Origin of the sequence: Acidiphilium iwatense (assembly GCF_021556475.1) — a bacterium.
Lineage (GTDB): Bacteria > Pseudomonadota > Alphaproteobacteria > Acetobacterales > Acetobacteraceae > Acidiphilium > Acidiphilium iwatense.
This window is the reverse complement of sequence record NZ_JAKGBZ010000002.1, coordinates 1-20,814: the sequence shown is the minus strand read 5'-3', so window position 1 is coordinate 20,814 and position 20,814 is coordinate 1. Positions and strand designations below refer to the sequence as shown.

Below are 20,814 nucleotides of genomic sequence, written 5' to 3'. Positions count from 1 at the left end.
GGACTTTCCTACCGGATATAGGTTGCCGTCGGACATGCATGCCGGATTTCCCATCGATATCATTCTGCTCGCCCTGGTGGCCGGGTTTCTCGTGCTGCGCCTGCGCAGCGTGCTCGGCAAACGCACCGGCTACGAGCGGCCGCCTTTGCCGGACCAGCAGAGCGTCGGGCTGCGCGGCCCCACGGCTCCGGTCATCGATGGAATCGCCGAGCCGGTGCGCCCCAAGCCCGGCCGGCCAATTCCGCCGCCGCACACCGAATTGGGCCAGGCGCTGGCGCGGATTGCCGCCGCCGATCGCGGCTTCGATCCGGTGCGTTTCCTTGACGGCGCGGAAGCCGCATTCCGCCGCATCGTCACCGCCTTCGCCGCCGGCGACCTGACGACGCTGCGCAACCTTCTCACGCCCAGCGTGTTCGCCACCTTCGAGCACGCCATCGCGATGCGGACCGAAGCGGGCGAAACCCAGCAGACCGACATCAAGCAGATCGTGGAAGCGACGATCGACGAAGCGGAAACCTTGGGCGATCATGCGATCATCGTGGTGCGGTTCGTCTCCGATCAGGAGAATTTCACCCGCGACCGCCAGGGCCAGCTCGTTGCCGGAACCGAGGCGGTGACCGAAATCGTCGATCTGTGGAGCTTCGAGCACACCATCAACGCGAGCGATCCGGTCTGGCGGCTCGCGGCGGCGCGCAGCGGCTGAGACCCATGCCCGGTTTTTTGTCGAGGCGGGCTCGCCTCCGCGCCGCGCTGCTGCCTGTGCTGCTCGCCGGTTGCATGATGAAGGCCCCGAATACCGGGGTCGTCGCACCCGGCGCGGCGGGGCTGAGCCCGGTCGCCTTCACCGCACTGCCGGGCTGGAGCCCGGCTATCGCCCAGACCGGGCTGGCCAGCTTCGTGCGCTCCTGCCGCGCGCTCGCCGTGATGCCGGAAGACCAGACCCTCGGTGGCGACGGCGTCGCGGCGCGCCTCGCCGGCAAGGCGGGGCTGTGGCGCGGCGTCTGTGCAGCCGCCCGCGCGGTTTCCCCCGGCGATCCCGCGGCGGCGCAGACCTTCTTTCAAACCTATTTCGTGCCCTACGAGGCGGCGGGCCCGACCCGGTTTTCCGGCTATTTCGAGCCGGTCTACGCGGGATCGGAGATCCGGCTGCGCGGCTACGCCATCCCGCTCTACGGCAAGCCGCGCAACCTCGTCCGCGCCAATCTCGGCGTGTTCCGCGACAGCACCGGGCATCAGCGCATCGTCGGACGCCTGCGCTACGGCAAGCTGGTGCCGTTCTACAGCCGCGCGCGCATCGAACGCGGCGCGATCGCCCGCGAGGCGCATGTGGTCGCCTGGCTGCGCGATCCGGTGGATACCTATATGGTCCAGGTTCAGGGTTCGGCCCGTCTGCGCCTGCCGGATGGAACCCTGATCGATCTCGGATTCGACGGCACCAACGGCCGGGCCTATACCCCGATCGGTAAGCTGATGGTTCAGAAGGGCTATCTCCAGGCCAATGACGTGTCGATCCAATCGATCAGCGCCTGGTTGCGCGCTCACCCGGCCGAGGCGTCCACACTGATGGACGCCAACAAGAATTACGTGTTCATGAAACGCGTCCGGGATGTGCCGGACGGTCTGGGTGCGCCTGGCGCGCTCGGCGTGCCGCTGACCCCGGAAGGCTCGATCGCGGTCGATGAAAAGGCGATTCCCCTTGGTGCGCCGGTCTTCGTCGCCGCCAACACGATGGACCGGCTGATGACCGCGCAGGATATCGATGTCGGCGCCAAGGGCGCTGCCGGTGCCCAGATCTTCTTCGGCATCGGCCGCAATGCCGCGACCCTCGCCGGAGCGACGGACGACACCGGCCGGCTGTTCGTGCTGCTGCCGCGGCCGATCGCATCGGCTTCGGCCACATCCGCCGGTGGGCCAACCTCATGAGTGAGGCCGTCAACCCGAAGCCGCGCGTCGCTTTGTTCGTCACCTGCCTCGCCGATCTCTATCGCCCGAGCGTGGGCTTCGCCGCGATCAAGCTGCTGGAAGCCGCGGGCTGCACGGTTGAGGTGCCCAGGGCGCAGACCTGCTGCGGCCAGCCAGCCTACAATTCCGGTGACCGGGCCACCGCCCGCGCGCTCGCCGAAGGGTTGATCGCGTCCTTCTCGGCCTATGACTACATCGTCGCCCCCTCGGGTTCCTGTGCGGGAATGCTGCGCCGGCACATGCCCGGCCTGTTCGATCAGGATCCCGATCTGCGCGGCCGCGTCGAGTCGCTGGCGGCGAAATGCTGGGAGCTGACCAGTTTCCTGACCGACGTGATGCGCTTCGAAGGTTTGCCGGTCCGGCTCGACGCGACCGCGACCTACCACGATTCCTGTGCCGGCCTGCGCGAACTGGGGGTGAAGGCGCAGCCGCGCGCCCTGCTCGCCAAGGTCGAAGGGCTCACGATGGTCGAAATGGCCGAACCCGAAATCTGCTGCGGTTTCGGCGGCACGTTCTGCGTCAAATACCCGGACATCTCGGCGCGCATGGCGGGCGACAAGGTGGCCGACGCGGCAGCGACAGGTGCTGACCTGCTGCTCGCGGGCGATCTCGGCTGCCTGCTCAACATGGCGGGCAAGCTCTCGCGCGAGGCCAGAACCGCCGGGGCGCGGCCCGTCGCGGTGCGCCACGTCGTCGAGGTTCTGGCCGGAATGCATCACGATCTGCCGCCGATCGGCATGGCGCGCGACTGAACGCCCTCATGTCCGAAGCCAGTTCATCCGAAACCAGCTCGATCGCAACCAGCCAGACCGAAAAGCTCAAGCTCGCGGCTTTGGTCGGCGTGCTCGGTGTGGTCTATGGCGATATCGGTACCTCGCCGCTCTATTCGTTGCAGGCCTGTCTCGGTTACGTCACCAAGGGCGGCCTCAAGACCATCGACGTGCTCGGCCTGCTGTCGCTGATCTTCTGGGCGCTGATCGTCACCGTCACGCTGAAATACGTCACCTTCGTGATGCGCGCCGACAATAACGGCGAGGGTGGGGTTCTGGCGCTGATGGCCCTGGCGCAGCGGGTCGCCCGCACCTCGCGCACGCGCTACGTGCTGATGCTGGTCGGCATCGTCGGCGCCGGGCTGTTCCTGGGCGATGGCGTGATCACCCCGGCGATTTCGGTGCTCTCGGCGGTCGAGGGACTCGGCGTTGCCTCGCCGGCGTTCAACCGACTGGTGCTGCCGATCGCGGTCGCCGTTATCGTCGGGCTGTTCCTGGTGCAGCGGCGCGGCACCGGCGCGGTGGGCAAATTGTTCGGGCCGATCATGACGGTCTGGTTCATCACGATCGGCGGTTTCGGCCTCTATCGCATCGTGCTCGACCCGAAAGTGCTGCGCGCCCTGGTACCGAGCTACGGCATCCATTTCATCGTCCGGCACGAGTTCCTCGCCTTCATCGCACTTGGCGCCGTCGTGCTGGCGGTGACCGGGGCGGAAGCGCTCTACGCCGATATGAGCCATTTCGGCCGCAGACCGATCCGCCTGACCTGGATGTTCTTCGTGCTGCCCGCGCTGGTGCTGAATTATTTCGGCCAGGGCGCGCTGGTCATCGCCGATCCGAAAGCGGCCTCGAATCCGTTCTATCTGACGATGCCGCACGCGCTGCTGATCCCGATGGTGATTCTCTCGACCATCGCCACCATCATCGCGAGCCAGTCGGTGATTTCCGGCGCCTTCACCGTCGGCAGCCAATGCGTGCAGCTCGGCCTGCTGCCGCGCATGGAAGTCCGCCACACCAGCCTGACCGAGGAAGGTCAGATCTACGTGCCGCAGATGAATATCGCCCTCGCGATCGGCGTGCTCGTCCTGGTGCTCGGGTTCCGCTCCTCGAACGCCCTGGCCTCCGCCTACGGCATCGCGGTGACCGGCACGTTCCTCTGCACCAATATCCTCGCGGCCCTGGTGTTCCATCGCCATTTCAACTGGTCGCGCTGGAAAACCATCCTGATCTGGGGCGCGTTCTTCACGATCGACGCGGCGTTCTTCAGCGCGAACATCCTGAAAATCGTGGAAGGCGGCTGGGTGCCGCTCGCCATCGGCCTGTCGATCGTGGTGCTGATGACCACGTGGCGGCGCGGGCGGGGCCTGCTGTTCGCCCGCTGGCAGCAGGACAGCCTGCCGCTCGCCTCGTTTCTCGGCCGCCTGCCGCAGTCGCGCATCGTGCGGGTGCCGGGCATCGCGGTGTTCCTGACCGGCAACCCGGAATACACCCCGGCCTCGCTGCTGCATAACCTCAAGCACAACAAGGTGCTGCACGAGACCGTGTTCTTCGTCACCGTACGCAATCTCGACGTGCCGATCGCCGCCCCCGAGGACCGGATTCGCTGCGAGGAACTCGCCTCTGGCATCTACCGGGTCGGCATCGGCTACGGGTTCATGGACAGCCCCAATCTGCCGCGCTCGCTCGAATTGCTGCGCGAACAGGGGCTGCCGTTCAACCCGATGCAGACCAGCTATTTCCTCGGCCGCGAGACGGTGGTGCCGGCCATGGTGCCGAAGCTCGGGCTGATCCGCCGGACGATTTTTCTGTTTATGCTGCGCAACGCGATCTCGGCGACCGAATTCTTTCAGATCCCGTCCGACCGGGTCGTGGAACTCGGCGTTCGCGTCGCCATCTGACCGATATGGCGCAACCCTTTCCTCGCGCCGTCGCCGAGGACGGCACCGAACTGCATCTCGTCCCCATCCAGCCGCCGCGCCTGCCCAGGGTCGCCAAGCGCGACCTGGAACGGGCCTGGGAAGCGGCGCACGACGCCGCACAGGCCGGCCATGACGGTCCGTGCCGGGGTTTCCGCTTCGCCGGCGGCCCGGATGTCCTGCTCCGCGACCGCGATGCCCGCGCCTGGGCCGCCTCGGTCGACCGGATCGCCGATCTTTCGACCGCGCACGGCGTCTCGGTCTGCCTGCGCCTGCTTGGCCTCGTCGCGCTGATCGCCGATGCCGCCTGGATCGCCCGATTCGTGACGATCCGGCGCGACGGCGCCGCGCTCGATGGCGCCCTGCTCGCCGCCGCCGCGCGCACCCGCTTGACCGAGGATGGCGATCTCGATGAGATGGAATTGCGCGCCATGCTCGACCGCAGCGTTCATAAGGAATCCGTCTCATGCTCCGCCTGACCCTGATGATGACGGCTGTGGCCCTCCCGCTCGCTTCGTGCAGTTTCGGGACGCCGCCGGCGGAATCCGCCGCCGACCGGGCCGATCTCGCCGCCTGCACCCAGCGGGCCGATCAGATCAACGCCGCGCGCCACTACGCCTATCTGTCGCGCACCGACCAGTTCGCCACGCCGTTCGCCGGTACTCCGAATCCGCGCTATCTGAGCAACAAGCTCGCCCAGATCCATGACCGGCAGGACCGGATCAATCGCTGCGTGAACGATTCCAACCCGGCCTATACCGGCTCGGGCGCCGCCCTGCCGGAACCGACGATCATCGGCCCGGCGCCGTAATCGGCCGACCCGCCCTTATCCCCGCAAACGCAGGTATAAGGCGCAGACATGAAACCCGTCGGCTATTCCCCGGTCAATCGTTTCGACCCGGAGGCGCTGTTCCGGCCCAAAACCGTTGTTCTCTCCGGCGGTGCAACCGCGCTTGGCGCAAGGCTGCGCGAAACCCTCGCTTCGGCGCCGTTCGAAGGCGGGATCGCCGAGACTATCGGCAAAACACCGTCGATCGACCTCGCGCTGATCGCCGATCCGCCGGAGCGCGTTCCGGCGATTCTCGCCCGGTTGTCGGGAAAGCTGCGCGGCGCCGCGATCGTCTATTCCGATCCGCCGGGCTTGCGCGCCGCCGCGATCGCCGCCCGCGTGCGGGTAATCGGCCCGCATTCCTTCGGCCTTGCGGTGCCGGGACTCGGCCTCAACGCGCTGCTTGCGCATATCGCCCCGAAACCGGGCAGGGTGGCCCTGCTCGGCCAGTCGCCCGCGCTCGCCCGTGCGGTGATCGATTGGGCGGAACCCAACGGCATCGGATTTTCCCATATCGTCGGGATCGGCGGCAACGCGGATATCGGCTTCGGCCGGGTGCTCGACCATCTGGCGCGCGACCCCGGCACCGGGCCGATCCTGCTGGAAATCGCCGGGCTGCGCGATCCGCGGCTGTTCCTCTCGGCGGCGCGGGCCGCCGCGCGGCTGCGGCCCATCGTCGCCCTGGCGCCCGGCGCGCGGCTCGCCGATCCGAGTTTTACCGCGCTGGCCGCGTTCGAGGCGGCCTTGGCCCGCGCGGGCGTGCTGCTTACCACCAGCCTCGGCGAGTTTTTCGCCGCCGCCGAAACCCTCACCAGGGCGCGCCCGGCGCGTGGCGATCGCCTTGCCATTCTCGGCAACAGCCGGGGCGGCTGCCTGCTCGCCGCCGATGCCGCCCTGGCGGCGGGAGTTGCGCTCGCCACCCTCGCGCCCGAAACCCGCCGCGTCCTGGGCATGATGATCGGCGCCGAACCCGCGCCGGACGCGCCGATCGCCCTGCCGGGCGCACCCGGCACTAAACTCGCCGATATCGCCGCCATGCTCGCCGCGGCGCCGGAGGTCGGTGGCGTTCTGGTCATCCATGCGCCTTCGGGCCCGGCGGACGACGCGGCGATCGCCGGGCTGATCGCCTGCGCCGGCGCGATCAAGGCACCGCTGCTCGCCGCCATTCCGGGCGAAACCACCGGCACCGCACAGCGACTCCGGCTGGCGGAAGCCGGCGTCGCCGCCTTCGCAACGCCCGAGGACGCGGTCAGCGGCTTCGCCGATCTGCTGCGCCACCGGCGGATCAGGGCGGCGGCACGCGAATTGCCGCAATCGGCGGTGCTCGACATGGCGCCCGACCGTGAATCGGTTGCCGCCGTCCTGGCGAGCGCCCGCGCCGAGGACCGCGCCACGCTGACCCAGGCGGAAGCCTTCGCCGTTCTGCGCGCCTACGGGATCGAGGTTCTGGACTCCCGGATCGCCGCGACCCAGGACGAGGTGGCCGAAGCCGCCGCGGCAATCGGGTTTCCGGTGGTGGTCAAGCTGTCGCATCCCGATCTCGCAACAGCCCGGCCCGAGGGCAGCGTCGCGCTCGACCTGCCGGATGCCGCCTCGGCGCGGGCGGCGGCGGGCATGATCACCGCGCGCCTGCGCAGCCGCGGCGAATGGCCGGAGGATGCGAATTTCCTGGTCCAGCGCCAAATCCGCCGCGCGCGCGAACTGCGCATCCGCGTCGCCGAACATATCATCGTCGGTCCGACCATCGGCTTCGGCCCCGGTGGTGGCGATCTCGGCGAAGTCGGACGCCTCGCGGTGGATCTGCCGCCGCTCAACCTCGCCCTCGCGAACGCGCTGGTCGAACGCGCCGGCGCCGCGTCGATTCTGCGGCTCGCGCGCGGGCTGGGCGAGGCGCATCGCGGCGCGGTCGAGGCGACCCTGGTGCGGGTCAGCCAGTTGATCGTCGATTGGCCGGATATCGCGGCCCTCGATATCGACCCGCTGTTCGCGACTGAACACGGAGCATCGGCGGCCAGCGCGCGCATCACCCTGCGTCCCGCCGGCGAGCGCCGCGCGGAGCTGGTGATCGCACCCTACCCGGCGGAACTCGCCGAGGCGGTCGAGCTGCGCGGCAAACGTTTCCTGATTCGCCCGATTCGCCCAGAAGACGCCGAAGCGCATCACCGCCTGTTCGAGCGGCTGACACCAGCAGATGTCCGGTTCCGCTTCTTCTCGGCGGTGCGCGCCCTGACCCCGGAACAGGTGGTGCGGATGACCGAGGTGGATTACGGGCGCGAGATCGCGCTGATCGGCGTCGATCAGGCGACCGGCGAGACCGCCGGCGTCGCCCGCCTGGTGCGCTCGGACACCGATGGCACGGAAGGCGAATTCGCCGTGCTGGTCGAGAATGCGGCGAAAGGGGTGGGGCTCGGCTCGGCGCTGATGCACCGGCTGATCGTCTGGGCGCGCCGCGAAGGTGTCGCCGAAATCGTCGGTCAGGTGCTGGCCGCCAACACGCCGATGCTCGCCTTCGTCCGCAAGCTCGGATTTGCCGTGCGCCGGCTGCCTGGCGAGGACGATGTGGTGGAGGTGCGGCTCCCGCTCGCCTGATCGGCCCGGACCCGGCCAGCCTTGCGTCGGCATGGGTTGCTCTGCCCCGCGCGATCGCGTTGATAAGCGCCATGAGCGAGATCACCCGCCCGCGCGCCGGATCGATGCGTCTGCCATCCCCTGTGCTGGTGCTGGTGCTGGTAACCATGCTCTGGGGCGGCACGTTCCTCGTCACCCGCATTGCGCTGCATTTCGTCGGGCCGTTCGGCTTCGTCGGGCTGCGCTTCGCCGTTGCCGCCATCGCGGTCGCGCTCGCGGTGCGGCCGCACCCGGCCAGTTTTCAGCGTCGGGAACTCGTCGGCGGGGTGGTGATCGGGGTTATCCTGTTCCTCGGCTACGGGTTACAGGCCGACGGGCTGCGCACCGTGGCGAGCGGGGAGTCCGCTTTCCTCACCGCGCTCTACGTGCCGATGGTGCCGATGCTGGAATTCCTGCTGTTCCGTCGCAAACCGGGACTCGCCGCTCTCGTCGGGCTGATCCTCGCCTTCGCGGGCCTGGTCCTGATCTCGGGGGTCACGCCGTCCAATCTGGCGCTCGGCGCTGGCGCAATTCTCACCCTGGGCGGCGCGCTCGCCGCCGCGGTCGAGATCGTGCTGATCGGACGATTTTCCACGCACACCGATCCGCGCCGCATCGCTCTGGTCCAGCTCACCACCGTCGCGGTCCTGGCGCTCGCCACCGAACTCGTACGCGGCGGGCGCATCCTCACCACGGCACCCTTCGCGATCGGTGCCGTCCTCGGTCTTGGTCTGGTCACCGCCTTCATCATGGTCGCGCAGAACTGGGCGCAGCGCAGCGTGCCCGCGAATCGCGCAACCCTGATCTATGCGATGGAGCCGGTCTGGGCCGGGCTGATCGGCGCCGCCTTCGGCGAGATGTTCGCGGCTGCGCAGGTTTTCGGCGGCGCGATGATCGTGGGGAGCGTCGTGCTGAGCCAATGGCGCAGCGCGCGATGACATAATTGCTGAGCCAATGGCGCGGCTGTGCCGCCTGAACCCGCCTTGCTCCCGCCACGCCTTTGTGTCACATGCGCCGTTCTCCTGCCGTGTGCGTGGCATCGCACGCGGCTATGCCCGTTTCCATGGGGGAAATTGGTGCTTTGCACCGGGGCTGAAGCAACCCATAGGGGGTATCAATGCCGCTTTATGAATGCGTGCTCATCGCACGCAGCGAAGTCACGCAACAGCAGGTCGACGCCATCGCCGACGGCGTGACCGCCCAGCTCGAAGGCGAGGGCGGTGCCGTCAAGAAGCGCGAATACTGGGGTCTGCGCAATCTTGCCTATCGCATCAAAAAGAACCGCAAGGGCCATTATGTCCTGCTCGGGCTCGATGCCGAACCCGCATCGGTCAACGAAATGGAGCGCCAGCTCGGCCTCAACGAGGACATTCTGCGCTTCATGACCCTGCGCGTCGAGGAAATCGACGAGGCACCGTCCGCGCCGCTGTCCCGCCGGGGTGACGATCGCGACCGTGAGCGCGGTTTCCGCGGGCCCAAGCCCGCCGGACGGTTCGACAGCGGCCGCCGTCGCGGCCCTGAGGACCGCGAGGAGTTCCGTGCCCGCGACGAGTTCCGCACCGATCGCGACGACGATCTGGTCGAGGAGGATTGATCATGTCGGACACGACCCCCGATAACAGCGATGTCAATCCTGCTGCCCGCCGCGCCGCCGTCGGCGCCCGTCGCCCGTTCTATCGCCGGCGCAAATCCTGCCCGTTCTCCGGTCCCAACGCGCCAAAAATCGACTATAAGGACGTTCGCCTGCTGTCGCGCTTCCTGTCCGAACGCGGCAAGATCGTCCCCAGCCGGATCACCGCCGTCTCGGCGAAAAAGCAGCGCGAACTCGCGCGCGCCATCAAGCGCGCCCGGTTTCTCGCTTTGCTGCCCTACGTGGTCGATTGAGGAGCACGCATCATGGCAAACGTTGAACTGATTCTGCTCCAGCGCGTGGAAAAACTCGGCCAGATGGGCGAGATCGTGAAGGTCAGGCCCGGCTACGCCCGCAATTTCCTGCTCCCGCAGGCCAAGGCGGTGCGCGCCACCAAGAACAACCGCGAGCGGTTCGAGCGCGAGCGCGTCCAGCTCGAGGCGCAGAACCTCAAGCGCCGCGAGGAAGCCGAACGGATCGCCGAGCGCGTCCATGGACTCTCGGTCGTCCTGATCCGTCAGGCGAGCGATGCCGGTTCGCTCTACGGCTCGGTCACCGCGCGCGACATCGCCGATGGTTGCGCCGCTTCGGGCCTGACGATCGAACGCAGCCAAGTGTTGCTCGAACACCCGATCAAAACGCTCGGGCTCACTCAGGTCCGGGTCGCCCTGCATCCCGAGGTGGTCATGAAGGTGACGGTCAACGTCGCCCGCAGCCCCGAGGAAGCCGAGAAACAGGCACGCGGCGAGGCCATCACCCGCGACGAGGACGCCGAGGACGAACCCGAGGCGTTCGACGAGACGGAGACGGCCGAACAAGCCTGATTCTCTACGTCTCATCCAAAGCCATGCACCGGCCGAAAGGCCGGTGCTTTCGTTTTGGACAGCACCTATACCGTTCTGACCTCTTTTTCTGACCGCACGACCTCCCTAAATAATGCGGAAGGTTAACCTTCCGGCAAGGGGTCGATCATGCGCGCGATGTTGGACAAGCTTCTCAAACGACTGGTTGTCCAGGGTGAATTCGACGTGATCTGGCCCGATGGCACCGCCAGCCACTATGCCGGCGCGCCAGGCCCCTCTGCCACCATCGCCATCCGTGACCCGGCGATCATCCGGCGCCTGGCGCTGGAACCCGGTATGGCGTTCGGCGAATGCTATATGGATGAAACGCTGACCCCGGTCGATTGCTCGATTTACGACGTGCTCCACGTCCTGCTCGCCAGTGTCGAACTGGTCGAGAAACGCATCCCGATGCTGCGGCTGCAAGCGGCGGTCCATCGAATGGCCCGCCCGCTGGTCCAGATGAACACCGCGCGCAAAGCCCGCCGCAACGTCGCCCATCACTACGATCTGAATGGCCGGCTGTATTCCCTGTTCCTCGATCGGGACCGGCAATATTCCTGCGGCTATTTCCCGCGCGGCGACGAAACCCTCGATGAAGCCCAGGCCGCCAAGAAACGCCACATCGCCGCCAAGCTCCTGCTCGACCGGCCCGATCTCACCGTCCTCGACATCGGCTGCGGCTGGGGCGGCATGGCCCTCACCCTTGCCCGCGACTACGGCGCCCGCGTCACCGGCATCACCCTCTCGGCCGAACAGCTCACCGAAGCCCGCTCGCGCGCCCAAGCCGAAGGCCTCGCCGACCGCGTACGCTTCGAACTGCTCGACTACCGCGCGATGGACCAGCAATTCGACCGCATCGTCTCGGTCGGCATGTTCGAGCATGTCGGCCTGCCGAACTATCCGGCCTTCTTCGAAACCATCAAGCGCTGCCTCAAACCCGACGGCGTCACTTTGCTCCACGCGATCGGCCGGTTCGACGGGCCGGCCGCAACCAGCACCTGGCTCGCCAAATACATCTTCCCCGGCGGCTACTCGCCCGCGCTGTCCGAGGTGTTCGCCCCCCTCGAACGCTCCGGCCTGCGCAGCACCGATATCGAAATCCTGCGCCTGCACTACGCGAAAACTCTCGCTCATTGGCGCAAACGCTTCGCCGCCAACCGCGACACCATCGCCTCCCTCTACGACGAACGGTTCTGCCGGATGTTCGAGTTCTACCTCGCCGGCTCGGAGCTGGCCTTCCGGGTGCAGGACCACATGGTGTTCCAGATCCAGCTCGCCCGCAAACAAGACGCCGCCCCACTCACCCGCGATTACATGATCGACGCCGAGCGCGCATCTCGCCGGCAGACCGCATAAAGCTGGGTTTCACCCCGCGATGCGTTCGATGTCCGCACCGCAGGCGGCGAGTTTGCGTTCCACGGCTTCGTAGCCGCGATCGAGGTGATAGACGCGGTTGACGATGGTTTCGCCCTTCGCCGCGAGCCCCGCCAGCACCAGCGAGAACGAGGCGCGCAGATCTGTCGCCATCACCGGCGCGCCGGACAGGGCGGGCACCCCGCGCACGATGGCCGAGGCGCCGTGGACGTTGATGCGCGCGCCCATGCGGTTGAGTTCCGGCACGTGCATGAAGCGGTTTTCGAAAATGGTTTCGGTGATCATCGAGGCGCCTTCGGCGACCGCCATGAGGGTCATGAACTGCGCCTGCATATCGGTGGCGAAGCCGGGGAAGGGTTCGGTCATCACGTCAGTGCCGTGCAGCCCGTTGCGCCGGCTGACCTGGATTCCCTCCGTGGTTTCGCTGACATCGACGCCCGCTTCAGACAGGGTGACAAGCACGGCGCCGAGATCAGCCGGGCGCGCGCCGCGAAGAAAAATGGCGCCGCCGGTGATCGCGGCGGCACAGGCATAGGTGCCGGTTTCGATCCGGTCCGGCAGAATGGCGTGGTTTGCGCCATGGAGCGATTTCACGCCGAGAATGCTCAGCCGATCGGTGCCGATGCCGGTGATGCTGGCGCCCATGGCGTTCAGGCAGGTGGCGAGGTCGCCGATTTCCGGCTCCCGCGCGGCGTTGATCAGCGTGGTTTCACCCTCCGCCAGGGTCGCCGTGAGCATCAAGTGTTCGGTCGCCCCGACCGACACGAACGGGAAGGTGATCTCCGCGCCGTGCAGCCCATGCGGCGCGGTCGCGTCGATATAGCCGCCATCGAGCCGGATCGCGGCGCCCATCGCTTCCAGACCCTTGAGGTGCAGATCGACAGGGCGGGTGCCGATCGCACAGCCGCCGGGTAGCGACACCCGCGCCTCGCGGGTTCGCGCCAAAAGCGGGCCGAGCACGAGAATAGAAGCACGCATTTTGCGCACGATGTCATAGGGCGCTTCGGTATTGGTGATCGCACCACCCACCGAGAGCCGGCGCGGCGTGGGCCGATCGACCACGATGCCGTGCTGGGCGAGCAGTTGCGCCATGGTCTCGACATCCGCGAGGTTCGGCACGTTATCCAGGATCAGCCGCTTGTCGGTGAGCAGCCCGGCGACCATCAGCTTGAGCGCCGCGTTCTTGGCCCCCGAAATGTCGATGGTGCCTTCGAGCGGCCGGCCGCCCCTGATCCGAATTCTATCCATGATATGCGGTCTTCGGCCTTACAGTTTGGGGAGCGAAACGCCACGCTGGCGCATGTATTTGCCCGCCTTGTCGGCGTAGCTGACCTCGCACGGGCCGGCACCTTGCAGGAACAGGAACTGGCAGATGCCTTCGTTGGCGTAAATCTTGGCGGGCAGGGGGGTGGTATTGGAAATCTCGATCGTCACCTGACCTTCCCATTCCGGCTCCAGCGGGGTGACGTTCACGATGATGCCACACCGCGCATAGGTCGATTTGCCCAGGCAGATCACCAGAATATCGCGCGGGATGCGGAAATATTCGATCGTATGGGCCAGCGCGAAGGAATTGGGCGGAATGATGCAGACCGGTCCGGTCCGATCGACGAAACTGGTCGGCGAGAAATCCTTGGGATCGACCACCGCCGAATCGACATTGGTGAAAATCTTGAAATCGTCGGCAACCCGCGCGTCATAGCCGTAGGACGACAGCCCGTAGGAGATCACCCCGGCGCGCTTCTGGGTCTCGACGAAGGGGTCGATCATCCCGAAGTCACGCGCCTGCTCCCGGATCCACCGATCGGGCATTACCGGCATGATTTTGCCGGGCTTTCCGGTTTCGGCGCCTCGGCCCGCGCGCGGTTTTGCGCCTTGCGTTTCGCGAGATTCGCCCGCAGCGCCTCGGCCTCGCGGTCGCGCCGCGCCGCGGCCGCCACCTTGGCGTCCTGGGTTCGGTGGGGGGATTTGCCGTCCATGGCCGGACAAAGCTTCTTTGCTCGTGCCGCGTCAAGAGGGGTCACGCTTGCACGGCCCAATCCCATTGGATATACCCGCGCGGCACTCGGCGCTGTCATAGCTCAGGGGTAGAGCACCTCATTGGTAATGAGGAGGTCGAGGGTTCAATTCCCTCTGACAGCACCACTGTTTTCAAGGACTTGCATGATCCGTCCTGGATTAATTTTTGGATTTAGTCCGTGAATTAGGTGTTTGATCCCGGACTTTAATGGTGCGATATTTTCCCGATGTATGGCAGCCGGCGGTTGCAGGTTGAACCGGACTCCGTCGAAAGGAGACGGAGATGAAGAAGATCCGGTTCAGCGAGGAACAGATCATTCGGTGTCCTGAGGGAGCACCGGGCGAGGATTCCCACTGCGGAGCTATGCCGCAAGCACAGATCTCGGACGCGACCTTCTACAACTGGCGTAACCGCTATGGCGTCACGGAAGTGTCGGGCGCCCGGCGGCTGAAGAGCCTCGAGGAGGAGAACCGCAAGCTCAAGGTCCCGCTGCACAAAATCGCCGACGGCCGGCCACAAAATTGCCGCGCTTGCGCGTGCATTGGAATGCGGACCTCGAACGGAGGAAGATCATGGACAAAAAGACAGTTGGTTTGCTTGGCGCAATAGCAGGACTCGCCGCGGTCAATTCCGCGCAGGCCTCCACGGCCCATGCGCCGGATTTACGCAGCGCGTTCGACGCATCGTCCTACGCTGATCTGCTGGAACCGATTCCGAATGCCGCCGCCATGCTCAGGGCGGAAGATGCCGCGCGCGCCGATCAAAAAACGGTGGCGCCGGCGCAGGATGTCGAGTTGGCGCAAGCCTATCTGCAATTCCAGTACGGTCCGCCGCCGCCTTACTCCAGCCCCTATCCGTATCCCTATTCCTATCCCTACCCCTATTACCACCACCACCACCACCACCACCACCATCATCACCATCACCATCATCACCACGGCTACTACCAGGGGTAGCAAGGCGACGGGCGGCCGATCCCAGGGATAGGGGGGGGTGGCGTCGGTGACATGTGGCGATGCACCGGGGAATCAGGCGCTCCGCTTTTTTGCCTTTTCCCTGGCGGCCCGCAGCAGGCGGCGATAGGTCGCATCGAACACGGTGTTAGTCGACGAGAGCCAACGGGAATCCCGTCCCAGCGTCTCCCGGCTGGCGTGGATCCGCCGCCCGCGCAATTCGCGTTCGGCGGCTTCGTCTTCCGCCATCGGCGCCAATTCGAAATCGCACGAACCCGGTAAGAACAGCAATTGCATGAAGGGCTCGCCCGGCCTGAAGATGTGCGTGCGCCCCTCGGGCGGTGCCTTGAACACGACGAAGGAGATCATCGGCCACCAACTCGTGTGCAGCAATGCGGGAACGGCGATCGGCACGTCATCAGCGTCGCTCGTGTAAAAGCGTGGGTGCGGTTCGGTGCGCACCGCGATATCCTCATCAGCATCGAGATCGAGGAGAAGCTGATAGGTATAGTAATTTTCACCAAAAGACCGGAATGGCGGCCACTGGATGCCGGTTGCGGGGTCTGGGCCGAAATCCCCCTCAAGCACAATGCGCCCGCCGCGTTTGGATACATGCAACTCGTTATCGTACGGATAGATGAGTTCCATGCCGTATTGCGCCCCTTCGACGAACGGCATGCAGTGCCAGGCCTGTTCGTGCGAACCGTCACGGCGCGGCTGCGGCTCGCCTGCCCAGCCGGGGACCTCGAGCTTGGTCCGGCGAGGCGCCAAGCGCGGTTCGAACAACCGATATTTGACCATGATCACCATGAATTCTCCAACCCCCCATCGCCTTCGCAAGGCGTTCTATTCACATCCGGTGCGGATCATCAATGCCGACAGGATGGCGATATTTTGGCAGCCAGGTTCGGGCGTGGTTTTTGCTCGCGCTCCGCATAGAGGCAGTACCGATTGGATACTCAAGTCCATCTTTCGGCCGAAATGTGGCCTCTTTTCGCGATACGGATCGGCGTCTATGAATCGGCGAACGACAAATGGGAGGCCGTTTCATGTGGCAGCAAGCCGAGCGTTACCCCGATCCGGCGATTGAGATACTTCAGCCCTCCTTCGCGAAGTATCGGCTTTTCAGCGCATCGGTCGAGCGGCTGGCAAGCGGGATGCGCTGGGCCGAGGGGCCGGTATGGTTCGGCGACGGCCGGTATCTGCTGTGGAGCGACATTCCGAACGACCGGATGATGCGATGGGACGAGGCAAGCGGGCAGGTGTGCGTGTTTCGCCAGCCCTCCGGCTATGCCAACGGCAATACGCGCGACCGTGAGGGGCGGCTGGTCACCTGCGAGCATGGCGGGCGGCGGGTGGTCCGCACCGAGTATGACGGGCGGATCACCGTGCTGCTCGATCGCTTCGAGGGCAAGCGCCTCAATTCACCGAACGATGTCGTCGTGAAATCGGACGGCAGCATCTGGTTCACCGACCCGCCGTTCGGATTGCTGTCGAACTACGAGGGCGCGATCGCCGAGCCGGAAATCGGTGCGAACGTGTACCGGATCGACGGACGCACCGGAGCGGCGACGATTGTGGCCGCCGACGTTCTGGGACCGAACGGGCTGGCGTTTTCGCCCGATGAGAGCCTGCTCTACATCGTGGAATCGCGCGGCGTGCCGAACCGCAAGATCCGGGCGTTCGACGTGGTGGATGGGGTGAAGCTCGCGAACGGACGGGTATTCGTCGATGCCGGGCCGGGCACGCCGGACGGCATACGCTGCGATATCGACGGCAATGTTTGGGCCGGCTGGGGCATGGGCACGCCGGAGCTGGACGGGGTGGTCGTGTTCGATCCGGCGGGCGAGGCGATCGGCCGGATCGCATTGCCGGAGCGCTGCGCCAATATCTGTTTCGGGGGTGCGAAGCGCAACCGGCTGTTCATGGCGGCGAGCCATTCGGTCTATGCGCTGTATGTGAATACCCAGGGTGCCGCGGGAGGATAGCTAACGAGGTTCGGTTTTGTGGTGAGCGCAATCTCGAAGCGATATGGTCAGGATTTCTGCACTGATTTCTTTTTGCTTCGCTCGCAAGCAGTGATGTCTGGATATGGTTTGTTCACGCGCCAAGATTGCAGTCTCAAAATTAATCTCTAGTAAAAGTACGTTGATTTTGTCAGCGTGTTTGTATACTTATCAAATACTGCTTCGTTTGAGAGAATTCCTTTTCCAGAACAGGTGAGGAAATTCCGTGATTTCACAAAAGTCATTGAAAATCATCGGCGGCGGGCGGTTTTCTCATAACGTAAGTGAACCGTCCAGGAATCATGTCGAGCCGGGGGGGCGGAATGACGCCGACGGCAACGGTATTTTGCACGACCGGTCTCGATCTGTCGCCGATGCGGCAAAGCTCGCCACGGCCCTTGCAGCACCCAGGGAAGATCGGTTTGTCGTCGGCACGAGTCCGGCGATGCGCAAGCTGTTCGTGACGATTCGCAAATTCGCGTGCGCGGATGCGCCGGTCCTCATCGTCGGCGAAACCGGCACGGGAAAGGAACTGGTCGCGAACGCGATCCACCAGAAATCAACCAGGGCGAGCGGACCGTTCAAGGCGGTGAATTGTGCGGCGATTCCGCCGACGCTGATCGCCTCGGAATTGTTCGGCTACGAAAAAGGCGCGTTCACCGGCGCGGTCGGCCGCAAGACGGGCATTGTCGAGGCCGCCAAGGGCGGCACCTTGTTTCTTGACGAAATCGGCCATCTGCCAAGCGATCTGCAAGGCTACATGCTGCGTTTTCTGCAGGAAAAGACGATTCAGCGGGTCGGCGGGATCAGTCAGATTCCGGTCGATGTTCGGATCATCGCCGCGAGCAACGTGAACTTCGACGATGTCATCGCGGTCGGAGCGTTTCGCGCCGACCTGTTCTACCGGCTCAATGTCCTCACGGTTCATCTGCCGCCGCTCCGTGAGCGGCCCGAGGACATCGAATTGCTCGCCCGGTTCTTTCTCGGCCGGTTTGCGGCGGAAGCCGGAAAAACCCTGACGGGATTTGCGCCCCAGGCAATCGAGCGGCTATGTTCGCATTGCTGGCCCGGAAATGTCCGGGAATTGATGGCCTGTATTCAGCGCGCGGTCGTCATTACCGATGCCGACAGGATCGCGGTCGACGATCTCGATCTGTCGGACCACCCGTCGGCGATGCCAAAGCAAGTGATCGCGCCCCGCGTGCCGAAGCGCAGGCAGAATGCAGGAACTCAGCGCGAAGCGCTGATCGATGCGATCGACCGATGTGGCGGCAATCTGACGCAGGTGGCTGCGGCGCTCGGAATTACGCGGGTCTCGATATACCGGATGGTCAGAAAGTTCGGCTTGGTCGATCGCGTTGCCGCAAGTCGCCAGGAGGGGCATGCGCCACCGGAGGCCGGGCCATGAAACCGCTTGCTCCAGATCGTCAGGCAATCCACAATCGCATTCACTTATCGTTGGCATGAGGCAATCGTGATCGAGACAATGCGTTCCACAGTGGTTTTCTCAGCGGGTTGCAGGCGCCGATGGAGCATCGCGGCTGGCCTGATCGCGATTCTCGCGCTGCCGCCAACGGCTTTTGCCCGGTCGCCCGGTTACGGAGCGAACGGGCCGCCCACCCAGCCGGCAACCGTCAAGGTTCTCAGCTTCGAGCTTGTGCCGCTCTCGGCCAATCAACTGCAAAGCGAGGCGGGCAGGGGCATACCCAGCGAGGTGCCGGGCACCGTGGTGCCGAAACCAGGCAACGGAACCATAAAACTTTGGGACGAAGTTCCGACCGTGAGGGTGATCACGACCCAGGCGTCGGAGACGTTGACCATCAACCTGGCGCGCTGAAGCGGGTTTTTGTCGGATTCGGCATAAATCCCGTCCGCGCGCCATTGTTGGCCATGCCGCGCGAAGCGTAGATTCGCACGCGCGGATGAAGCTGTCCGGTCTATGCGGATCGCTGGATTGCTTCGATCGTTGCACGATCTCGCAATGACGATTCTTGCCGTCGGAATTTGGCATGACTCGCGGCACCCCGAAACGGCGGATCGAAAATCCGCTGCCGGGATCAGGGCCGGAACCGGATTGGCACCTCGAAAAGAACCTTCGCGACCGGGCTGTTCGGCCCGACGCCGATCCCCGCACCGATATTGAGGGTGATGTTCTTGGTCAGCGTGAGCCCCACCCCGAAATTGAACGTGCCGAAATCGAACGACGAACCAGCGATGCCCACGCCATTCTCCGTCGCGGGCCATACATGTTCCTGCTGGTAGCTGAACGTCATCGAGGTCCGGTTGTTCACGGCGAAGCCGACGCCGAACGTTCCCGAGAGGTAGTTGCCGGGACCGATCGTGGCCGGCGTCGAAGGCCCGCCGCCGCGATTCGCGATTCGCACCCCGCGCGCGAAATTGACCCCGTAGAGAATATTGGCGAACAGGACCGCTGGCGATGTCGGGATCAGAATCGTCATGTTCGGTTCCAGCGTATAGAAGCCGGTTCCGGTCGGTAGTTTCTTCTCGATTCCGGCAATGTAGATCCCGTTCGGATCTTTGGTCGTATAGATCGGAACCGAGAACGGGCTGGTGCCCGTGGTCGTCTTGAACAGGAGATTGCCGATCAGGATCGGCCAGCCATTATTGCCGCTGTTGATCTGGTAGCTTCCGCCGACCACGACGTCGCCAAGGCTGAAAGCGTTCGCGCCGGGCGAAAACACCTGGGCACTCGGCCCGAGCGGCTGCGTCGTGGTCGAACCCGTCGCGTAGACCAGGGGGACCCGGAGATTCAGCTCCAGCCGATTGGTGACGCCGTAGCGGAATGTCATCGCCGTGGTCGCGTAGTTCGCCTGGACGCGCTGGACATTGATGTTGCCGAAGGTAATGCCGGGGATTATCGTGAAACCGCTGATATTGACCTGGTTCTCGTTGTAGTAGTCGTACTCGAAGGACGGATCGACGACCAGATCGCCTTTCGGCGTCAGCACGCCGCCCGTGCTGGAAAGCTCCTGCGCGGTTTGCAGCACCCGCCGCGCTTCCTGCTTCCTCGGGCTCGGCCCGGTAATCGGCGCGGCTTCCGGTGCGCTTGCCGCCGAAGCTTGTGCGGCACTGGTTCCGGTTTGTGTGGCCGCCGGTTCGGGCGCGTTGGCCGCCGTGCCGGTGCCGGTGCCGCGCAGCTTGCCGAGTTCGGTGTCGAGCAAGTTCTGCTCGTCGTTGAGCCGCAGGCTCTGAAGGCGCAACTCCCGTTGCTGTTCCTTGATCTGCGCTTGCTGCTTCAGGATTTCGGCACGCAGCCTCGCCGCTTCCTGTGGCGTAATCGACTGCCCGGCGGTTTGCGTGTCGGACTGGGCATGGGCCGACACGGACAGTCCGGCGAGGCAGATCGTTCCGAAAAGTGCCGCGTGCCATAAGCGGAAAGATTGCCGCGCGAGGTTTCCGTTTCCCGGAAGCGCGATGCTTTCCGCAGTACTCGGGCGACATTCGGTGAGCATTCTGTTCCTCCCCGCAAAATTGGTGCAGCGAACAGCGTTCCGGTCGTGCATCAAGGCACTAACATTTTTGTGCCGATTAAAAACACGCTATCATATTCACTTATCCGATCACAAGTTTTTATAATGCTTGCCTGCAATGAATTCCGAATGGGCGGACAGGAATTCGCAACATGTGACTTATCGGCCACGCGCGCTTCGAGCGGCCCGCGGATCGGTTCCTGCCCTCATGGCGCACAAACCCACCCGCCGGCGCATGTCGGCGAGCCGATTACGTCGTTGTTCCTGCCCCGCGCACCACCACACTAGTACCCTCCGTCATTGATTTTGCGGCGGACCTTCGATTCGATGACTCCGCAACGACGGAGATGGTTCGTGACCGCGAAACAAAGTGCCGTAAAGAAGTATGTGGTGAAGCTCAGCCTCGAAGAG

General features: G+C 65.0%; 22 protein-coding genes and 1 tRNA gene. 18 read left to right on the top strand and 5 right to left on the bottom strand.

Annotated features, from left to right (window positions below; translation table 11 throughout):
- Positions 1-22: 22 nt before the first annotated feature.
- From L2A60_RS01565 to L2A60_RS01510, 12 genes are all read left to right on the top strand, one after another.
- Entirely contained in the window at positions 23-703 is a 681-nt protein-coding gene (locus L2A60_RS01565) for a Tim44/TimA family putative adaptor protein (protein WP_316044759.1), read from the top strand.
- Positions 704-777: 74 nt separating this feature from the next.
- On the top strand, positions 778-1,923 hold the full coding sequence (mltA, locus tag L2A60_RS01560) for a murein transglycosylase A (protein ID WP_235702612.1): 1,146 nt from the start codon (positions 778-780) through the stop codon (positions 1,921-1,923).
- Positions 1,920-2,714, top strand: a complete 795-nt coding sequence (locus tag L2A60_RS01555) for a (Fe-S)-binding protein (RefSeq protein ID WP_235702611.1) — start codon at positions 1,920-1,922, stop codon at positions 2,712-2,714. The genes mltA and L2A60_RS01555 overlap by 4 nt, the downstream gene beginning before the upstream one ends.
- Before the next feature lie 8 nt (positions 2,715-2,722).
- Positions 2,723-4,630 carry a potassium transporter Kup gene (locus tag L2A60_RS01550; protein WP_235702610.1) on the top strand — a complete coding sequence of 636 codons (1,908 nt, stop codon included), beginning with the start codon at positions 2,723-2,725 and terminating at the stop codon, positions 4,628-4,630.
- Positions 4,631-4,635: 5 nt separating this feature from the next.
- The gene (locus tag L2A60_RS01545) at positions 4,636-5,127 is read left to right on the top strand and encodes a hypothetical protein (RefSeq protein WP_235702609.1); all 492 of its coding nucleotides are present in this window, start codon (positions 4,636-4,638) and stop codon (positions 5,125-5,127) included.
- A complete protein-coding gene (locus L2A60_RS01540) occupies positions 5,115-5,459 on the top strand; it encodes a hypothetical protein (protein WP_235702608.1) in 345 nt (114 codons plus the stop codon). Before L2A60_RS01545 ends, L2A60_RS01540 begins: the two co-directional genes overlap by 13 nt.
- Positions 5,460-5,507: 48 nt before the next feature.
- Positions 5,508-8,066: a bifunctional acetate--CoA ligase family protein/GNAT family N-acetyltransferase gene (locus tag L2A60_RS01535; RefSeq protein ID WP_235702607.1), complete on the top strand. Its 2,559-nt coding sequence runs from the start codon at positions 5,508-5,510 to the stop codon at positions 8,064-8,066.
- A 71-nt stretch (positions 8,067-8,137) separates the two neighbouring features.
- On the top strand, positions 8,138-9,022 hold the full coding sequence (locus L2A60_RS01530; RefSeq protein ID WP_235702606.1) for a DMT family transporter: 885 nt from the start codon (positions 8,138-8,140) through the stop codon (positions 9,020-9,022).
- Between the two features lie 179 nt (positions 9,023-9,201).
- Positions 9,202-9,678, top strand: coding sequence for a 30S ribosomal protein S6 (rpsF, locus tag L2A60_RS01525; protein ID WP_235702605.1), 477 nt, complete (start codon positions 9,202-9,204; stop codon positions 9,676-9,678).
- A gap of 2 nt (positions 9,679-9,680) precedes the next feature.
- The gene (gene rpsR, locus L2A60_RS01520) at positions 9,681-9,968 is read left to right on the top strand and encodes a 30S ribosomal protein S18 (protein ID WP_235702604.1); all 288 of its coding nucleotides are present in this window, start codon (positions 9,681-9,683) and stop codon (positions 9,966-9,968) included.
- 12 nt (positions 9,969-9,980) lie between these two features.
- Positions 9,981-10,538, top strand: coding sequence for a 50S ribosomal protein L9 (rplI, locus tag L2A60_RS01515; RefSeq protein WP_235702603.1), 558 nt, complete (start codon positions 9,981-9,983; stop codon positions 10,536-10,538).
- 147 nt (positions 10,539-10,685) lie between these two features.
- The gene (locus L2A60_RS01510) at positions 10,686-11,915 is read left to right on the top strand and encodes an SAM-dependent methyltransferase (RefSeq protein ID WP_235702602.1); all 1,230 of its coding nucleotides are present in this window, start codon (positions 10,686-10,688) and stop codon (positions 11,913-11,915) included.
- A 9-nt stretch (positions 11,916-11,924) separates the two neighbouring features.
- Here the strand turns inward: L2A60_RS01510 and murA are convergent, their stop codons facing one another.
- From murA to L2A60_RS01495, 3 genes are read right to left on the bottom strand one after another with little or no spacing between them, the layout of a single operon-like run.
- Positions 11,925-13,181 (bottom strand): UDP-N-acetylglucosamine 1-carboxyvinyltransferase, encoded by a 1,257-nt coding sequence (murA, locus tag L2A60_RS01505; RefSeq protein WP_235702601.1) that lies wholly within the window; start codon positions 13,179-13,181, stop codon positions 11,925-11,927.
- Between the two features lie 18 nt (positions 13,182-13,199).
- On the bottom strand, positions 13,200-13,754 hold the full coding sequence (gene dcd, locus L2A60_RS01500; RefSeq protein ID WP_235702600.1) for a dCTP deaminase: 555 nt from the start codon (positions 13,752-13,754) through the stop codon (positions 13,200-13,202).
- Complete coding sequence (locus tag L2A60_RS01495; RefSeq protein WP_235702599.1) at positions 13,745-13,912, bottom strand: hypothetical protein; 168 nt, start codon at positions 13,910-13,912, stop codon at positions 13,745-13,747. Before L2A60_RS01495 ends, dcd begins: the two co-directional genes overlap by 10 nt.
- A 91-nt stretch (positions 13,913-14,003) precedes the next feature.
- Here L2A60_RS01495 and L2A60_RS01490 point away from each other — a divergent pair.
- The 3 genes from L2A60_RS01490 to L2A60_RS01480 all read left to right on the top strand — a co-directional run bounded on the left by L2A60_RS01490 (position 14,004) and on the right by L2A60_RS01480 (position 14,909).
- Positions 14,004-14,078 (top strand) — tRNA-Thr (locus L2A60_RS01490).
- Positions 14,079-14,235: 157 nt separating this feature from the next.
- Complete coding sequence (locus L2A60_RS01485) at positions 14,236-14,562, top strand: transposase (protein ID WP_235702598.1); 327 nt, start codon at positions 14,236-14,238, stop codon at positions 14,560-14,562.
- A complete protein-coding gene (locus L2A60_RS01480) occupies positions 14,526-14,909 on the top strand; it encodes a hypothetical protein (RefSeq protein ID WP_235702597.1) in 384 nt (127 codons plus the stop codon). Before L2A60_RS01485 ends, L2A60_RS01480 begins: the two co-directional genes overlap by 37 nt.
- 72 nt (positions 14,910-14,981) lie before the next feature.
- Here L2A60_RS01480 and L2A60_RS01475 read toward each other — a convergent pair whose 3' ends face one another.
- Positions 14,982-15,716, bottom strand: coding sequence for a hypothetical protein (locus tag L2A60_RS01475; RefSeq protein ID WP_235702596.1), 735 nt, complete (start codon positions 15,714-15,716; stop codon positions 14,982-14,984).
- 239 nt (positions 15,717-15,955) lie between these two features.
- Here L2A60_RS01475 and L2A60_RS01470 point away from each other — a divergent pair, with 239 nt between their 5' ends.
- The 3 genes from L2A60_RS01470 (at position 15,956) to L2A60_RS01460 (ending at position 18,749) form a co-directional block, all read left to right on the top strand.
- Positions 15,956-16,894, top strand: a complete 939-nt coding sequence (locus L2A60_RS01470) for an SMP-30/gluconolactonase/LRE family protein (protein ID WP_235702595.1) — start codon at positions 15,956-15,958, stop codon at positions 16,892-16,894.
- Positions 16,895-17,138: 244 nt separating this feature from the next.
- Positions 17,139-18,320, top strand: a complete 1,182-nt coding sequence (locus L2A60_RS01465; RefSeq protein WP_235702594.1) for a sigma-54 interaction domain-containing protein — start codon at positions 17,139-17,141, stop codon at positions 18,318-18,320.
- 66 nt (positions 18,321-18,386) lie between these two features.
- Positions 18,387-18,749, top strand: a complete 363-nt coding sequence (locus L2A60_RS01460; RefSeq protein ID WP_235702593.1) for a hypothetical protein — start codon at positions 18,387-18,389, stop codon at positions 18,747-18,749.
- A gap of 220 nt (positions 18,750-18,969) precedes the next feature.
- On the opposite strand, the gene L2A60_RS01455 is transcribed toward L2A60_RS01460, so the two are convergent.
- A complete protein-coding gene (locus L2A60_RS01455; RefSeq protein WP_235702592.1) occupies positions 18,970-20,256 on the bottom strand; it encodes a hypothetical protein in 1,287 nt (428 codons plus the stop codon).
- Between the last annotated feature and the right edge of the window lie 558 nt (positions 20,257-20,814).

What these genes read in the sequence shown, in the direction of transcription:
- mltA (WP_235702612.1), top strand. Translation starts at nt 778, where the DNA reads ATGATGAAGGCCCCGAATACCGGGGTCGTCGCACCCGGCGCGGCGGGG.
- L2A60_RS01555 (WP_235702611.1), top strand. Translation starts at nt 1,920, where the DNA reads ATGAGTGAGGCCGTCAACCCGAAGCCGCGCGTCGCTTTGTTCGTCACC.
- L2A60_RS01550 (WP_235702610.1), top strand. Translation starts at nt 2,723, where the DNA reads ATGTCCGAAGCCAGTTCATCCGAAACCAGCTCGATCGCAACCAGCCAG.
- L2A60_RS01545 (WP_235702609.1), top strand. Translation starts at nt 4,636, where the DNA reads ATGGCGCAACCCTTTCCTCGCGCCGTCGCCGAGGACGGCACCGAACTG.
- L2A60_RS01540 (WP_235702608.1), top strand. Translation starts at nt 5,115, where the DNA reads ATGCTCCGCCTGACCCTGATGATGACGGCTGTGGCCCTCCCGCTCGCT.
- L2A60_RS01535 (WP_235702607.1), top strand. Translation starts at nt 5,508, where the DNA reads ATGAAACCCGTCGGCTATTCCCCGGTCAATCGTTTCGACCCGGAGGCG.
- L2A60_RS01530 (WP_235702606.1), top strand. Translation starts at nt 8,138, where the DNA reads ATGAGCGAGATCACCCGCCCGCGCGCCGGATCGATGCGTCTGCCATCC.
- rpsF (WP_235702605.1), top strand. Translation starts at nt 9,202, where the DNA reads ATGCCGCTTTATGAATGCGTGCTCATCGCACGCAGCGAAGTCACGCAA.
- rpsR (WP_235702604.1), top strand. Translation starts at nt 9,681, where the DNA reads ATGTCGGACACGACCCCCGATAACAGCGATGTCAATCCTGCTGCCCGC.
- rplI (WP_235702603.1), top strand. Translation starts at nt 9,981, where the DNA reads ATGGCAAACGTTGAACTGATTCTGCTCCAGCGCGTGGAAAAACTCGGC.
- L2A60_RS01510 (WP_235702602.1), top strand. Translation starts at nt 10,686, where the DNA reads ATGCGCGCGATGTTGGACAAGCTTCTCAAACGACTGGTTGTCCAGGGT.
- murA (WP_235702601.1), bottom strand. Translation starts at nt 13,181, where the DNA reads ATGGATAGAATTCGGATCAGGGGCGGCCGGCCGCTCGAAGGCACCATC.
- dcd (WP_235702600.1), bottom strand. Translation starts at nt 13,754, where the DNA reads ATGCCGGTAATGCCCGATCGGTGGATCCGGGAGCAGGCGCGTGACTTC.
- L2A60_RS01495 (WP_235702599.1), bottom strand. Translation starts at nt 13,912, where the DNA reads ATGGACGGCAAATCCCCCCACCGAACCCAGGACGCCAAGGTGGCGGCC.
- L2A60_RS01485 (WP_235702598.1), top strand. Translation starts at nt 14,236, where the DNA reads ATGAAGAAGATCCGGTTCAGCGAGGAACAGATCATTCGGTGTCCTGAG.
- L2A60_RS01480 (WP_235702597.1), top strand. Translation starts at nt 14,526, where the DNA reads ATGGACAAAAAGACAGTTGGTTTGCTTGGCGCAATAGCAGGACTCGCC.
- L2A60_RS01475 (WP_235702596.1), bottom strand. Translation starts at nt 15,716, where the DNA reads ATGGTGATCATGGTCAAATATCGGTTGTTCGAACCGCGCTTGGCGCCT.
- L2A60_RS01470 (WP_235702595.1), top strand. Translation starts at nt 15,956, where the DNA reads ATGTGGCAGCAAGCCGAGCGTTACCCCGATCCGGCGATTGAGATACTT.